This is a genomic window from Rhizobium sp. Leaf453 (assembly GCF_001425605.1).
In the GTDB taxonomy this organism is placed as follows: Bacteria; Pseudomonadota; Alphaproteobacteria; order Rhizobiales; family Rhizobiaceae; genus Pararhizobium.
In genome coordinates this window covers 131,771-146,601 of the sequence record NZ_LMRG01000006.1, presented here as the reverse complement: position 1 = coordinate 146,601, position 14,831 = coordinate 131,771, and the positions used below count along the sequence as shown (strand labels likewise).

General features: G+C 57.4%; 14 protein-coding genes and 3 pseudogenes. 6 read left to right on the top strand and 11 right to left on the bottom strand.

Annotation, left to right across the window (positions count from 1 at the left end):
* Nucleotides 1–24: 24 nt before the first annotated feature.
* Nucleotides 25–921, top strand: coding sequence for an ion channel (locus tag ASG68_RS09380; RefSeq protein ID WP_244484167.1), 897 nt, complete (start codon nt 25–27; stop codon nt 919–921).
* 26 nt (nt 922–947) lie between these two features.
* Here the strand turns inward: ASG68_RS09380 and ASG68_RS32265 are convergent, their stop codons facing one another.
* Complete coding sequence (locus ASG68_RS32265) at nt 948–1,121, bottom strand: hypothetical protein (RefSeq protein WP_244484166.1); 174 nt, start codon at nt 1,119–1,121, stop codon at nt 948–950.
* Between the two features lie 72 nt (nt 1,122–1,193).
* Between ASG68_RS32265 and ASG68_RS32990 the strand changes: the two are divergent.
* Nucleotides 1,194–3,752, top strand: a pseudogene (locus ASG68_RS32990) (excinuclease ABC subunit A).
* Between the two features lie 190 nt (nt 3,753–3,942).
* On the opposite strand, the gene ASG68_RS09370 reads toward ASG68_RS32990, so the two are convergent.
* The 5 genes and pseudogenes from ASG68_RS09370 to ASG68_RS09350 all read right to left on the bottom strand — a co-directional run bounded on the left by ASG68_RS09370 (nt 3,943) and on the right by ASG68_RS09350 (nt 6,781).
* Complete coding sequence (locus tag ASG68_RS09370) at nt 3,943–4,248, bottom strand: putative quinol monooxygenase (RefSeq protein ID WP_062581414.1); 306 nt, start codon at nt 4,246–4,248, stop codon at nt 3,943–3,945.
* Nucleotides 4,249–4,474: 226 nt separating this feature from the next.
* Nucleotides 4,475–4,693: a hypothetical protein gene (locus ASG68_RS09365; RefSeq protein ID WP_062581360.1), complete on the bottom strand. Its 219-nt coding sequence runs from the start codon at nt 4,691–4,693 to the stop codon at nt 4,475–4,477.
* Nucleotides 4,686–5,489: an exodeoxyribonuclease III gene (xth, locus tag ASG68_RS09360; RefSeq protein WP_062581361.1), complete on the bottom strand. Its 804-nt coding sequence runs from the start codon at nt 5,487–5,489 to the stop codon at nt 4,686–4,688. Before xth ends, ASG68_RS09365 begins: the two co-directional genes overlap by 8 nt.
* Nucleotides 5,486–5,665, bottom strand: coding sequence for a hypothetical protein (locus tag ASG68_RS09355; RefSeq protein ID WP_062581363.1), 180 nt, complete (start codon nt 5,663–5,665; stop codon nt 5,486–5,488). Before ASG68_RS09355 ends, xth begins: the two co-directional genes overlap by 4 nt.
* 124 nt (nt 5,666–5,789) lie before the next feature.
* A pseudogene (locus ASG68_RS09350) lies at nt 5,790–6,781 on the bottom strand (IS481 family transposase).
* A 146-nt stretch (nt 6,782–6,927) separates the two neighbouring features.
* Here ASG68_RS09350 and ASG68_RS32750 point away from each other — a divergent pair.
* The 3 genes from ASG68_RS32750 to ASG68_RS09340 all read left to right on the top strand — a co-directional run bounded on the left by ASG68_RS32750 (nt 6,928) and on the right by ASG68_RS09340 (nt 8,743).
* Nucleotides 6,928–7,056 carry a hypothetical protein gene (locus ASG68_RS32750; protein ID WP_274534208.1) on the top strand — a complete coding sequence of 43 codons (129 nt, stop codon included), beginning with the start codon at nt 6,928–6,930 and terminating at the stop codon, nt 7,054–7,056.
* Nucleotides 7,057–7,060: 4 nt separating this feature from the next.
* Nucleotides 7,061–7,585 carry a YidB family protein gene (locus ASG68_RS31280; protein WP_156373898.1) on the top strand — a complete coding sequence of 175 codons (525 nt, stop codon included), beginning with the start codon at nt 7,061–7,063 and terminating at the stop codon, nt 7,583–7,585.
* 120 nt (nt 7,586–7,705) lie between these two features.
* Nucleotides 7,706–8,743 carry a fatty acid desaturase gene (locus ASG68_RS09340; RefSeq protein ID WP_062581367.1) on the top strand — a complete coding sequence of 346 codons (1,038 nt, stop codon included), beginning with the start codon at nt 7,706–7,708 and terminating at the stop codon, nt 8,741–8,743.
* 154 nt (nt 8,744–8,897) lie between these two features.
* Here ASG68_RS09340 and ASG68_RS09335 read toward each other — a convergent pair whose 3' ends face one another.
* The 4 genes from ASG68_RS09335 to ASG68_RS09320 form a co-directional block, all read right to left on the bottom strand.
* Nucleotides 8,898–9,284, bottom strand: a complete 387-nt coding sequence (locus ASG68_RS09335; protein WP_062581416.1) for a response regulator — start codon at nt 9,282–9,284, stop codon at nt 8,898–8,900.
* A 458-nt stretch (nt 9,285–9,742) separates the two neighbouring features.
* Entirely contained in the window at nt 9,743–10,618 is an 876-nt protein-coding gene (locus tag ASG68_RS09330; RefSeq protein WP_156373899.1) for an NAD(P)H-hydrate dehydratase, read from the bottom strand.
* Nucleotides 10,618–11,379, bottom strand: coding sequence for a histidine phosphatase family protein (locus ASG68_RS09325; RefSeq protein ID WP_062609532.1), 762 nt, complete (start codon nt 11,377–11,379; stop codon nt 10,618–10,620). Before ASG68_RS09325 ends, ASG68_RS09330 begins: the two co-directional genes overlap by 1 nt.
* A 423-nt stretch (nt 11,380–11,802) precedes the next feature.
* A complete protein-coding gene (locus ASG68_RS09320) occupies nt 11,803–12,324 on the bottom strand; it encodes a DUF309 domain-containing protein (protein WP_082478483.1) in 522 nt (173 codons plus the stop codon).
* Between the two features lie 58 nt (nt 12,325–12,382).
* On the opposite strand from ASG68_RS09320, the pseudogene ASG68_RS31275 reads away from it, so the two are divergent.
* Nucleotides 12,383–12,736 (top strand): annotated as a pseudogene (locus ASG68_RS31275) (IS3 family transposase); the annotation flags it as partial.
* A 668-nt stretch (nt 12,737–13,404) separates the two neighbouring features.
* On the opposite strand, the gene ASG68_RS09310 reads toward ASG68_RS31275, so the two are convergent.
* Nucleotides 13,405–13,920 carry a DUF4142 domain-containing protein gene (locus tag ASG68_RS09310; protein WP_062581376.1) on the bottom strand — a complete coding sequence of 172 codons (516 nt, stop codon included), beginning with the start codon at nt 13,918–13,920 and terminating at the stop codon, nt 13,405–13,407.
* Nucleotides 13,921–14,831: the final 911 nt, after the last annotated feature.

Genomic DNA, 14,831 nt, shown 5'->3' with positions numbered 1-14,831 from the left:
CCGGAACCATGAGAGGCAGCAACCATGACTGTCGAACAGATTGCCGGGGCCGGGCTGATGGTGCTCTTCCTGACCGACATTTTCCTTACCGTCCTCTACGCTCGGGCCGGTACCGGATTGCTCGCGCCGCGCTGGAATCGGATTGTCTGGAACTCGGTCAAAATCCTGGCTGGGCTGTTCCGCCGCCGAAGATCCGCAGCCCTACCCTTTGCCGGTCCCGTGATCGTTGTCGCGCTGATCGCATTTTGGGCCATCGGACTGACGACAGGCGCTGCACTGATCATCCGCCCCGAACTGGGCGACGCGATTCAGCCGAGCAACGGCGGCGCGTCGACGGACTTCGTGACCGCTCTTCTAGTGGCCGGCAATAGTCTCTCGATCGTCGGAGGTGGCGATTATTCTCCCCATACCTCTGCCACGCGCATTCTCTTCCTCGTCAATTCGCTGATCGGCGCATCGGTGCTGTCGCTGGTGCTGAGCTATCTGGTGCAAGTCTACTCCGCTCTGCGTGAACGCAACGCTCTGGCGCTCACCGTCGATCTGATGACCGGCGGCACGGGCGACGCCGCCGAAATTCTTGCCAGGCTCGGCCGCGACGGCAACTTCAGCAACGCTACCAGCGAGCTGAGTAATCTTGTCCGTTCGATCGCGTTAACGAAGGAGGCCCACCATTTCTATCCGTTGCTGTTCTACTTTCGCTTTACGGAGCCGCTTTATTCTGCGTCACGAATGACATTTGTCGTGCTGGACCTCACCACGCTGATCGAAACTACGCTCGATCGGCAGAAGCATGGCGATTTGGTGCGCTCGGCTCCCGTCGGGTCCCTACAGAGCTGTGCGCGCCTTTGCTCGCAACACTTGATCAAAATTTCCCGACAGTGGATGAGAAACGGACCGACGTGCGGACTGCAGATCTTGTAGCGAGCTATGCTGCGGCCTTGGCGGTGTTACGCAATGCTGGCGTCGACACGCAACCAGATGCCGAACGCTATGCCGATCGACGCAGCCAGTGGGAACCGCTCGTTCGCCGTGTAGGCTCGGCGCTTGGCTACGGCATAATCGACATCGACTGCCGCCACCCGGCGAAGCAAGCGGCTACTGACAGTGAGGGAACGCTGCAATCACTCGGATGAGCCGTTGATCGCGGAAGCCTCAGAACTATCTCCATCCGACGTGCAACTGCAGGAAATCCGATGACGAGACGACCTATCGATGATGCAGTGCCTTCGAAACATAAGCTCGAAGGCGTCGTTCGCGTCCGAGGTGCACGGGAACATAATCTCAAGAATGTCGACGTCGACATTCCGCGGGACGCGCTCGTCGTCTTCACGGGCGTCTCCGGATCCGGAAAATCATCGCTCGCATTCAGTACCCTCTACGCCGAGGCCCAGCGCCGGTACCTCGAATCCGTGTCTCCCTATGCTCGCCGTCTCTTCACGCAGATGAGCGTTCCTGACGTCGACTTAATCGAAGGCCTTCCACCCGCGGTTGCCCTGCAGCAGCAGCGCGGATCGCCGACAGCCCGCTCCTCGGTTGGAAGCGTGACGACAATCTCAAACCTGCTTCGGATGCTCTATTCGCGGGCGGGCACGTATCCGCCGGGTCAACCGCACCTCGATGCAGAGTCGTTCTCGGCGAACACGCCGGAGGGTGCCTGCCCGCAATGCCACGGTCTCGGTCGCGTCCACGAGGTGACCGAGGCATCCATGGTGCCCGATCCCTCGCTGACTATCCGCGAGCGCGCGGTGGCGGCATGGCCAGTGGCATGGGGCGGTCAGAACCTCAGGACATTCTCATCACGCTTGGCATCGACGTTGACAGGCCGTGGCGGGAGCTTCCACAGAAGACCCGCCAATGGATCCTGTTCACGGACGAGCAGCCCGTCGTCCCGGTCTATCCGGGTCTCACGTATGATCAGGTGAAGCGTGCCATGGCACGGAAGGACGAGCCCTCCTACATGGGTACCTTCTCCAGCGCCCGACGACATGTCACCCATAGCTTCGCGACGACGCAGAGTGCGATGATGAAGAAGCGGGCTGCTCGCTACATGATCAGCAGCGCCTGTCCGCTATGCGAGGGCAAGCGGCTGCGCGAGGAGTCGCTATCGGTGACGTTCGAGGGCCTCGACTATGCCGAGATAAGCAGGCTGCCGATGGCGAGGTTCTCCGACATCTTCGCGCCTTATGCGGATGCCGATGCCAGGAAGCTTAAGACACATGCGGAAAGAGCATCCGGAAAAGGCAATGGTCGTCCAGCGGATCGCCGCAGACCTCTGCCGACGGATGGATGTCCTTCTTGATCTCGGCCTCGGCTACCTCACGCTTGAGCGTAGCACGCCGACCCTGTCTCCGGGGGAACTCCAGCGGCTTCGCCTGGCGACCCAAGTCGTCTCCAACCTCTTCGGTGTCGTCTATGTCATGGATGAGCCATCTGCAGGCTTGCACCCGGCCGACACCGAAGCGCTGTTGCGGGCGCTCGACGGTCTCAAGGCGGTCGGGAATACGCTGTTCGTCGTGGAGCACGAGCTCGACGTCGTCCGTCACGCGGACTGGATCGTCGACGTGGGTCCGGCCGCTGGCGAGTTGGGTGGGGAGATCCTCTACAGCGGCCCACCGGAAGGTCTGTGGAAGGTCGAGCGATCGGAAACCGCCAGTCATCTTTTTGCGGAAGCCGGCAAACCGGCTGGACGTCGGAGAGAACCGGATGGATGGCTTCGCCTGTCCGGCGTCACAAGAAACAATCTTCGTGATGTGGATTGCAAATTTCCGCTGGGGGTAATGACGACGGTGACCGGTATCTCTGGGTCTGGCAAGTCGAGCCTGGTCAGCCAGGCGCTCGTCGAGTTTGTCGGTGAAGCGCTTGGCGCTCCGGTTCGTGTGGAAAACGATGCTGAGGAAGACGCCGCAATGGAGGCGGAGCCGGGCTTGCCAACGCAGGGCAGGATCGAAGGCGGGTTGGACAGCATCCGACGCCTCATCGAGGTCGACCAGAAGCCGATCGGCCGGACGCCCCGGTCAAACCTCGCGACCTATACCGGCCTCTTCGACCATGTTCGCTCGCTCTTCGCCGCCACTCCAGAGGCAAAGAAGCGCCGCTACGACGCCGGGCGGTTCTCTTTCAATGTCGCCAAAGGCCGCTGTCCCCGATGCGAAGGTGAAGGCTTTGTCATGGTCGAGCTGCTATTCCTGCCAAGCGTCTATGCCCCCTGCCCGACTTGCCATGGTACCCGCTACAACCCGCAGACCTTGGAAATCAGATACCGAGGCAAGAACATCTCGCAGGTGCTTGGACTGACCGTCGCCGACGCATGGGATTTTTTTGACAACGCCCCGACTGTCCGATCGTCATTGAAGGTCCTCAGGGAAGTCGGATTGAGTTATCTGCGGCTCGGTCAGCCTGCCACCGAGCTTTCAGGAGGTGAAGCCCAGCGCATCAAGCTGGCGACGGAGCTACAGCGGGCCCAGAAGGGTGGCGCACTCTACGTGCTGGACGAACCGACGACGGGGTTGCATCCTTCGGACGTCGAGCGGCTGATCGCACAGCTCAATGCGTTGGTAGAATCCGGCAACACCGTGATTGTCGTCGATCACGACATGACCCTTGCTGCGGCGAGCGACTGGGTCATCGACATCGGGCCTGGTGCCGGCGATGAAGGTGGCCGGATAGTCGCAAACGGAACACCGGAACAGGTTGCCCTTTCAGGAAATAGCCGGACAGCACCTTATCTGAAGCGAGTTCTCCCACCCAGCTGACAATCACGTCAATCGAAACCATCAGAGCTTAAAGGTCGTTGCGCTTCAAGAAGATGCCGTTCGGGTCGCGTCGTCAAGCTCATGCGAACAGGCATCATCGCATATAGCGAGCGCCGGCAACATCGAAGCCGAGCAGTTGGCCGACTGAGAGCTACAGCTCATTTTCGTCAGTACTTTAAGGTTCTGGCGCTCACGCCCGCTTGTCGGCGAGGACAGCCAACTTATGGATCTGTGGCGGCTTGGCAAACAGGTCTCCGGCCTGTGCCTTGGCCATCAAGGCTGCAGCGACTTGGCCATTTAAGTGGGCATCTCTTCCATCCTCGTCGTCAAACGTATCGAAGATCGCAAACGAACTCGGACCTTCCTGGATCGCATACCAGGAAATCGTGCCTGGCTCCGCGTTGACAAGAGGTATGGCTGATCTCAGGAAATCGGCGACCTCCTGTTCCTTGCCGGGTTTTGCTTCAAGCGGAACGTAGAGCGCGAATTTGGTCATGACCGTCTCCATGGGCACCTGATCGTGCCGCAACCTGCTATATCACGTTTAGCCGCCGGATGTTTCGAGATCGGGCAAATAAAGAAGTCCATAGGAAAGCTCGGTTTGATATAGGAGGGCGGACCCGAATGGTTGAAAAATAAAGGTCGCGGATCAAAGCTCTTGAACCATCGAGCCGCGACCCCGTATTAAGACGTTTCATCAGGACAATTTTGCCCTGGCATAGTCAGGCACTCGCCGCCGACCAGTCATTTGCCGGCTCTTCTACGCGTTTTTCCGAAACATCGTCAGCCGGGACGGGATCATGCTCATTCCCAATACGCAAACGGTCGATTGCATCGATCGCGGCTTTAAAGACATCGGCCTGCTTGGCTCCTGAAGCGACCGCTTGATCCAGCAGACTTTCCATTCCATTGCGCAATTCGGCTCGCCAGTCACTATTCATGTCGTATCCTCCGTCTGGTCTGTTTGTCGGACAGCTCGATCCACACCGGCGCGTGATCGCTGGTGCGCTCCCAGCCGCGCACATGCTTGTCGACCTCAGCCTTTTTCAGTCGCGTGGCAAGGTCGGGACTGAGCAGGAAATGGTCGAGCCTCAAGCCGGCGTCGCGTCCATAGGCATTTCGGAAATAGTCCCAAAATGTGTAAATGCGCTCTCCCGGATGCATGTCACGTAGCGCATCCGTCCAGCCCTGAGAGACAAGATTTCGGAAGGCTTCGCGCACCTCCGTGCGGAAAAGGGCGTCGTCTGTCCAGCGCTCGGGCTTGTAGACGTCCAACTCCGTCGGCATGACGTTATAGTCACCCACCAGGACGACAGGCACCTCTAGCTCCAGCAACTCGGCGGCATAGTCGTGCAAACGCCGAAACCAACGAAGCTTGTAGTCGAACTTCGGGCCAGGATAGGGATTTCCGTTTGGGAGATAGAGGCCGCCAATCACAACCCCGTCCACGATGGCTTCGATAAAGCGGCTCTGCTCGTCCTCCGGCTCTCCCGGAAGACCTTTGCGCGTCAGGTGCGGCTCTTGCCCGCGGGCAAGGATCGCCACGCCATTCCAGGATTTCTGGCCATGCCAGACCGCGCCATAGCCGGCAGCTTCGATAGCCTTCGCTGGAAACTTGGCATTCGGCGCCTTCAGTTCCTGGAGGACGACAACATCCGGCTTCGCCTCGTTCAGCCAACGAAGCAGGACCTCGAGACGACCGTTTACGCCATTGACGTTGTAGGTGGCGATTTTCACTTGGATTTATGATCGCCCTTGTCGCCTTCGCCGGGCTTGGCGTCGCGCTTCGCCTGGTGGCGTTTGTCAGCTGAGAGAGATCGACCGACGTCGACGGATTCCTTGAACTTACCGTCTTCGTCGCGACGGACGTAGCGTTTGTCGGTTCCAGTATCAATGATTTCACGCTTCGACATGATGATCTCCCAAAGTTTGCGTAGCGGAAACCCACAAGACGTCGAAAAGTTTCAGATTGGTGTCAACGGGCCTTGAACAGGTCTCAGTCGACTCTTTTACATAATAGGGGGTACATTCCCGGTCCTAGATGTTTAGTCCCGGCATTTGATGGATCGGATTAAATTTGAATCGGTTCGGCTGATTTGTCCACTGTTTGCAGATGAACTCGTAGGGTGTGAGACCGCGAAGTGTCTTGAGCCTTCGGCCAAAATTGTAGGCGGCAATGAAGTCTGCCAGGTGCTGGCGCAGTTGGTCATGTTGGTCGTAGTGAAACCGTCTGACGGTTGCGTCCTTGATTGTCCGGTTCATGCGTTCGACCTGGCCATTGGTCCAGGGATGGCGCGGTTTGGTCAGGCGATGGTCGATATCGAGATCGGCGCATGCCAGTTCGAAGGAATGGACGCGGATGAGAATACCCTTCGCCTTCATCTCCTTGATGTCGCTCGGCGTCCACCCGTCGCCGGTAGGATCGGTAAAATGGTGCCGTTATCGGTTAGCACGGTGTGAACCTTGTAAGGGACTGCTGCGACGAGGGCTCGTAGGAAGTTGCCGGCGACACGGCGGGTTGCCTTCTCATGAAGCTCGACAAAAGCGAACTTCGACGTCCGGTCAATGGCGACAAGGAGATAAAGCTTGCCTTGAGCGGTGTGGACCTCGGCGATATCGATGTGGAAATAGCCGATCGGATAGGTCTTGAACTTCTGCTTCACAGGCTTATCGCCTTCCACCTCGGGCAACTGCGAGATGCCGTGGCGTTGAAGGCAACGATGCAAGGATGAGCGTGTCAGATGAGGAATAGTGGGCTGGAGAGCATAAAGACAATCATCGAGCGGCAGTAGTGTATGCTTTCGGAAGGCGACGATGACCGCTTCCTCCTCGATAGACAGAACCGTCGAGTGTGGTTGCCTCGGTCCTGTCGGCAGGTCGGCGGCGGAGGTGCGTTTCCGCCACTTCGCCACCGTCTTCTGATTGATGCCATAGCGCTTCGAAAGCGTCCTCAGGCTCTCTTGACTATTTTGCATTGCTCGACGGATTGCCTCTGTCGTCGTGGCGCTGCCGTGTAGAACTTGTCCCATAGTGCATTCCTCCAAGCTTGGGAAAATAATGCACCATCAAAGTCTGGGATCAAACATCTAGAACCCTTTCCGAGCATCCCGATCACTTTCTGTACTGTCAGGAAGCAGCTGCCGACGCATTCAGGCTATTGACTGATCAAGCTGTGATGGCCGGTTGGGAAGAGACCGAAGTCGCCGGCGCACTGGTGGATATTGCCGACTGCCACATGCTTTCGCTGGCATGCAATCTTGAAACAGAGCGAATGATCGAACAGGCGATCAAAGGCAGGCGCTAGGAGAATGTCGGACCGATATCCTGATACGCCTGACGGGCGATACTTCGTCGTTCGCGGATGGCTTTGGCGCAAGAGCAATCCAGTCCTTGACGAGCCCACACGAAATGCACTGGTCAAGGATTTGACGGGCGGGCTCGGCGGCCTGACAGGCGGCGGCGCAGGCGGGCTCGCAGATCTCGGCGGCCTGCTTGGAGGCGCGTCGAGCGGAAGCGTTCTCGGAGGTGGCCCCGGTGACCTTGTGAAACAGTTCCAGCAGAACGGTCAACGCGAAACAGCAAAGTCCTGGGTCGAAACTGGACCAATACCGAAATTGACAATACCCAGCTATCGCGGGCTTTGGGTCCGGACGTTCTCGACGATCTGTCTGCAAGAACGGGTTTGTCGCCTGAAGATACTTAGTCGCCTGAGCAGCGATCTGCCAAAGGTGGTCGATGAGCTCATACCCGGCGGTAACATTCCTCCAGATGACTACGAAACCTATGACGGCGGTCGGCAATCGGTCCCTTCCATCAAGCCTCAAATCGTCTGAGAAATCCCACCCCAAAGGTCCCCACACGAGCGACTTTAGTTCTTCTCGCCTCGCTCAGGACATGAACTCTATGTATGTAAGCTGGGCGAATACCCCGGCGGTGAAGGAAAACGACAACTGATGATCTCGCTTGCTCCCCAAGCGGCTTTTGGCAGCGCCGAAAAGGCCTGGCTGAAAACCCTCTCGAAATACCGTCAACCTTCTCCCGGACGCAGTCTCTTCGAACTCCTCGTCAGCGCAATTCCATTCGCGTTCTTCTGGCTAGCAGCATTGGCCGCCGTCCATTATGGCTATTGGATCGGGTTAATCCTGATTGTTCCTGCCGCCGGATTTCTGCTTCGCCTTTTCATGATCCAACACGATTGCGGCCACGGCTCGTTTTTCGGCAGGCGCAGATTCGACGATTGGACGGGTCGGGCAATCGGCATTCTGACCCTGACACCTTACGATTACTGGCGACGGGCACATGCTGAGCATCACGCCTCGGCCGGAAACCTGGACGAACGCGGGGTCGGTGATATCACAACCCTGACGGTATCTGAGTATCGGGGGCTGTCAGGCTGGGGACGTTTAGGCTATCGACTTTATCGGCATCCCATAGTGATGTTTGGGATCGGCCCAGCGTGGGTCTTTCTTATTAAACAGCGCTTGCCGATCGGAATGATGCGCGCGGGAGCGTTGCCCTGGATTTCGACGATGGCGACCAATGGGGTTGTGGCGATTGTCGCGATTTTGCTGATCTGGTTGCTCGGCGTCGTGCCTTTTCTTGTCATCCATTTGCCAATCGTGCTGCTCGCAGGTGCTGCGGGAATATGGTTGTTCTATATTCAGCACCAGTTCGAGGAAACGCACTGGTCGAAACCACCGGAGTGGCAATTTGCCCATGCTGCGATCCATGGGGCGTCGCACTATGTCCTGCCATTGCCGCTACGGTGGATCACTGGAAACATCGGCATCCATCATGTCCATCACCTGTCGAGCAAGGTGCCATTCTACAGGCTGCCGGAGGTTTTGAAGGATCATCCGGAACTGAGCGATCTTGGTAGAATAACCATCATGGACAGTCTCCGTTCCGTAAAACTCGTTCTGTGGGACGAAGTTGGACAGCGGCTGATCTCGTTCCATGAAGAGCGCTCGGTCGCATCTAACATAGCCTAAAATGAGGGAAGGGCGCTCGATCCGTTTAGGAGAGCGCCCTTCGCAAACCCGCACGGCAACAAACGCGCGACAGAGCCGCTGCAGATTGCATCGAAACGGGTGATGAACCGTAGATGCGATCTTGGCTTCACGATTTCAAGGCCTAAGACATTATTCAGCTCGCCAGAGCAGTCGCGGTGAGAGTGCTAGATGAAATCCGCTTCTCGAGTTCGTCAAGGATGGTTTCGGTTTTGTAAGGCTTTGCGAGAAAGCAGATTCGATCTTCGTCGATCTCGGCTGCGGTGTGGCCCCCCGAGGTGACAATCACTGCAACCCCTGCTTCGTAGCTCACGACCAACCGCGCCAGGTCAAAGCCGTTAAGTGCTCCCGGCATGTCCACGTCGGTAATCAGCGCCTCGATCTGATGTCGTCCCAGCACTGCGACCGCCTCAAGCACATTCGCAGCCTCCAACACTGCGTATCCCTCGTCCGCGAGGCAATCTGCAAGCCCCATTCGGATCAAAGGTTCATCATCGACGACTAGGACGGTACGTTGGTACATGTTCACCTCCGGGGTTTGCTGAAAAGTCAACGCGCTCCCCACGACTTCGGTCGGACACGAGCGAGAAGTCTTTGCCAACAAACTTAATAAAATGCCTACGATTGGCAAAACCTCCGCCTTCTGAAGTCTCGACGTACTCTTGAAACAGTCCAGCTCTTGGAACGCTAAGGGCTTACTATAAGGACTACCGGCGCACATCAATTGGCAGTCTGACAAGCAGGCCTTCTCTGGAGCAATCTGCCGCCCTGGAGGCTCAGTTGCTGGCGGGAAATAGAACACGGCACCAAGTCCCTGGAAAATCCCGGCACCGTAGCCTTGCACGCCGTGCAGTTCGAGAATGTCAAGCCAACGCGCTTTGCGCAACGGGCGCGCTCTAACACCATGATCCGGCGGCCCGCAGTGTACATCCGGCCTCCCAGTGGCCGCCAGACTGAAAGCCCCAAAAGGGCGACGCTGAGCTAGCCCGTTTCACTCATGAGCTTCGGTATCGCGCCGGGGATTTCTCGCGCTAGAAATCCAAGCGGGCCCGACGCCCTTGCCAGTTGCGCTCCTGCTTCACCGTGAAGAAAAACACCCCACAGGGCGGCAATGACCGCTGTGACTCCACGCGCCGCTAATCCCGCGATCACGCCGGCGAGAACATCCCCGGAGCCGGATGTCACCAGTCCAACACCGCCGCCTTCGTAGCGCCAGATCCCGTCCGGAGCGGTTATGACCGTCTGGCTGCCCTTCATGATTACGATCAGGCCGAACTCTTCCGTTAAACGTGAAGCTGCCAATGTGGGGTCGGCCTCAACCACCTCTTTGTGTATGCCTAGCAGGTTGGCCATCTCTCCCGCGTGAGGCGTGATGATGACTCGGCCGATATGTTTTCGCAGTCCCTCACCGAGCTCGGTGATCCGCGGGAGGGCGCCAGCATCAACAACAATGACTGCTTCGCCACTGCTACCAAGCAGAGATTTCAGGATCTCGTGGCAATCATTCTCTTCTACCATTCCCGGTCCGACGAGCAATGCGTGCGTGTTGGCCCACCTTGAGGAGATGCAGGCGACGGGTCCAAATAGTAGTCCGCCTGCTGGCGTCTCCGGCAGGTTGATGACCAACGCCTCGGGCATCGCAACAGCCAAAGCTCCGGCGCGGCTTTCGACAGTGAGAATCTGAAGCTTGCCGGCGCCGGCCCGCATGGCGCCCAACGCCGCCAGGAGGACAGCTCCGGGAACTTCTCTGCTACCGCCTATAATACACACACGGCCTCGCTCTTCCTTGCTACCTTCCGCAGGTTGCGGCAGTGGGAGAGTTTTTAGAAGGCGCTCGTCGATGATCTGCACTTCCATCATCGAGCAGCCACGTTGGCATCTTTTTGAGCCGTCACCGGCGCTCCTGCTTCGACAAGCGGCGCCACGAAATTGTACCGCTTCAGCATCAGGCCGCCTCCGACCCCCTCCTCGGAACTAGCCACGTATTCAGTGACGCCACAATTCGACACGTCTCCTTGGCGATCGATCTCCAGAATCTTCTGCTCAGATAGGTTCTCGATAATATAGCGCATGCATAAGACGACAACCTGATGAGCAACGATCAGTACGCGTTGATCGGCGTAGTGCAGGCTGACCGTATCGAGCATGCTTCGCAGCCGCAAAATGACGTCACACCAGCTCTCTCCAGCCGGTGGCCGATGGTAAAACTTCCCCAGTATTCGCCGGAACTCCGCCTGATCTGGGTGCAGCTCTTCGATACCCCGCCGCGTCAGCCGGTCAAGAACACCGAACTCTTTTTCCCGCAGACGCTCATCGACGCTCACTGGAATTCCCATCGACGCCGACAGCTTTTCGGCAATGGTTTCTGCTGTGCGAACGGCCCGTTTGTAAGGCGATGCCAAGATAACGTTGGGCTGTTCCGTTATGGGCAGGTCACCGAACCATGCCGCCAGGGCGTCCGACTGCTGTTGGCCAAGCGCACTTAAAGGAACGTCGACGTCTCGTTCTGCGATATCTATGCGAGGATGGCCTGCGAGATCCGCGGCATCACGGGCAACGTTCCCGGCGCTTTCACCGTGACGCACGGTCCAGATTTGTTTCGGCCAGTTCTGCTTCATGTGGCTCCCGGTTCATAAACTCCAATGATAAGGGGCTGGGCTGCGGCCATCAGTGTTTACAAGCGTCCGCGTCGCAGCTCCCGGAGAACCAGATTGACTTGAAATGGTTCCGCACAGGCCGGGCTGCTGGTGATCGGCCGATCAGCGAATGCCTACGGGCTTGGCCGTAGCGCGGTTCAGAGCGGTGGACAGATGTCCATCTTCGCCTCCCTCGGCTGTTTCATCGATAATCTGCGCGCCGGGTTGCCGGATAATCGCGCTCCTCGCTCATAGTGACGGACTAGGTAGCGAATCGCATTCCGCAAGAGCGCCTTATTCCTCGTCGACCAGGTACTGTTGGGCGGCGCATTGCATGGGATTTCACGAATTCAGATAAGTAGCTTCGTTCAGCGCCCAGAATCACTGCGAGTAATCAGCCAATACCTACGCATCTCCCAGAATGAAGTCGAAGACCGGTTCAGGCTGCCCATGAGCGATCATTCGCGATGCAGGAATGGCGGCGGCTGTTGCTTCGGCGCGATCAGCTAGTAGTCCGGTTTGTATGCCTAAAACCTTCGAGAAACGATCATGCCGCGCCGGTTCCAGACCTCGCAGCAGCGCGCCAGCACGTCCAGCATGACGCATCGCCGGAATGCGTTTCCCTTCCCGGATCTTTACCCCAGTCGCTGCTAGCAAGATCAACGCCTTTACGAAGGCGCGCAACGGGCTCCCTTTGGTTGCAATCTGCCAGAGTCCTTCCCACGCCTCGTGGGCTTCCCAATAGTACCCGTGATTAAAGAGGTCTTGGCCCCAGGCGAATTCCTCCGAAGCGAGAGACGTACTCACAAATACGGGCTGAACGCCGTAGCTATGTCCTCCGGGATCACGAACCGGATGTGGACTCTTGCCTGGCAAATAGGCATAGCTGGGGAATGATCTGTTCGGAAGGAACCGAGGACGTTCCATCGCCCTAAACTCCCTATTGTGAAACCTTGATGTTAGCATGCTCCTATTGACACAGCGTCCCTCCAAAGCGCGTGGTAGGCCGCCGCTTGCCGATGATGATCTCGTGGATGAAATCAAAGCGATCATCTCCGAAATGCGACCTATGGATATCGCCGGGTTCACACGATCTTACACCGGAAAGCCCGCAGCGAAAGCCGCCCATGGCCGCACGCCAAACGCGTTTATCGGGTGATGAAGGTGCACAGCCTGTGTCTCCAACGCCATACTGGCCATTGAAAACCGCCGCCATGATGGTCGTGTCGCTGTCGCTCAATCGAATTTGCGTTGGTGCTCGGACGGTTCAGAAATCGGCTATGATAACAAGGAAAAGGTCCGCGAGGCCATTGCCCATGTCGCCATCACTCCCGCAATCTCAAAAAACTAGCTGGTGAATCCGTGCGACATAAAGCCAGCGCCGCAGCACCTAGCGGCGGGTCAGTTTTAGGTCACTGGTGGTAATCAACTTCCCTGTTTTTGGATCGCGATCAGTCGTAGTCATCCGCAAACCAGTCGGCCCTGCGCGCTGAACCGTGAGGAACGCATCCCTGTCTCCGTTGATCGCCTTTGCCCAGCGGATATTAAAACGTATGCTGTCACCGGACCGGGCACCTGCGAGCCTTGCAGTCCCACTTCCTGCGCCGACATAGCTGCCGGAGTATTTTGCGCCGTCTACCTTTATGTCGGCAGATATTGCCCTTGAAACGACCAACAGGCCGCGGCATGTGCCCTTGAGAGTGAGGGCGGCGGCACGACCTGCGGACGTGAAGCTGCACCTTACAGTAATTGGCGCGGAACTTGTCCTTAGCCGAACCGTCCCGCCACCGACGAAAGATCCGCTAATTGATTTGAGAAACTCTACTTCGCTCGCGAAACTTTGTCCTGCAAAACTAGCGACCGCGAAAAGTAGTGGAAGGAGCTTCGTGGTGCACAATCTATATATCCTTTGATCTGGTGTCCCAAGGCGGGATGCTAGACGGTGGGGGGCGGCGTCCAATCATGTTTTGTGGAGTGGATCTACCGCTGCTTCAGCGTCTCAGCGCGTTATTCTTTGGTCAGGCCGTGGATGCGGACGTCGTGCGCCCTCAATGTTCCAAGCGTCTTTTCGGTGAATGCCTTGAGCGGACCGCCTGTGCTTTGCTGTGTGTATTTGGCAAACAATGCTACTGCAGCTTCGTGAGCAGAAACCTGGGTTGAAAGGTACGCTTGATCGAAATTTTCGTCCGGAGAGGCCTTTATTGCTTCGAGCTTCTCACGATGTTCATTATCGAGCCCAGCTTTCAGCTGGAACTTTTCGCCTCGAGCCGCTTGAGCGAGTTCGACACCCGCCCGCTCGTGATCGGTGATCATGTCTTTGGCGAACGTTCTGGCAGACGGATCCTTTCCCCTCTCCACAACAAGTTTCGCCGCCTCGATTTCAAATGTGTTTGATATTGCTGCCTTTTGCGCGAAAGCCTGGGGCGTTAACGTCTGCTCTTGAGCATGGAGCTGGATAGACAACAAGCCTAGCCCGGTAAAAGTGAGTATGTAGAAAGCTTGCTTCAGGTGCTGATTGATCATTGGGGATCCTCCATCTCGGCTAACTGCGATTAGCGGCGCAAGTTCCCTGCTATGACTGAAAGATATGCTTACAATGAGCCCATTACAAAGGGGCCGGTGCGGCTGCTTGATCTGGGGTGCTGGAATCAAGGCGTCCCCCACAGCTAGCTGGCTTACAATGACGGGCGACCGGACAGGCGGGATACCCGTTTCGGCTACAGCGGTTATCGAGGATGTAACCAAGTATACGCAATCGGTGACACGGCGCTGGTGCTCAACCACGCTGGCCAGCCCCTCCCCGCGCTTGCCCAGGTCGCTGAGCAGCAGGGGATACACCTTGGGAGGGGGCTGCGGAACCTGTTAAAGGACGGACGTCCGCTCAGGCCGTTCGTGGTTCACAATCGCGGCAATACTGCCGTTATTGGTCGGAACGCCGCGGTCTAAGACTTTGGGTCGTGGCAGCTAAAGGGAGGGTCGCCTGGGTTCTATGGGCGTTTGTCCACGTGCATCTTTTGATCCACTTTGAAAAACGGATTCTTGTCACGATCCAGTGGCTTTCGCGTTATATCGCCCGTTAACGCGGCGCTCGTATTATAGGTGAGGACAAAGTGGACTTTGTGTAGCGACGTCGAAGTCCGCCAACATAAAGTGAAGGGATGGAGCACTCTATCCTTACGACGCCGGCTTCACTGTGATATACGCCGGAACCGCCGACGAGCACGCGACATCGACGAAGACATGTCGATCCCTCTCCTTGCACCGACATCCACATGCCTGGCAACCACTCCGGTGTAGACCTTGCGCATAAGGTCGCGGCGCGCTTTCCGCGGGCCGGCATAGCCTACTCCCGCCACGTTAGCTCGGACGAAATCAGACTTTCACCAAGAGCAGAGTCTTACAAATCGAGCTCATCGTCAAACAGTTGAAGCTCT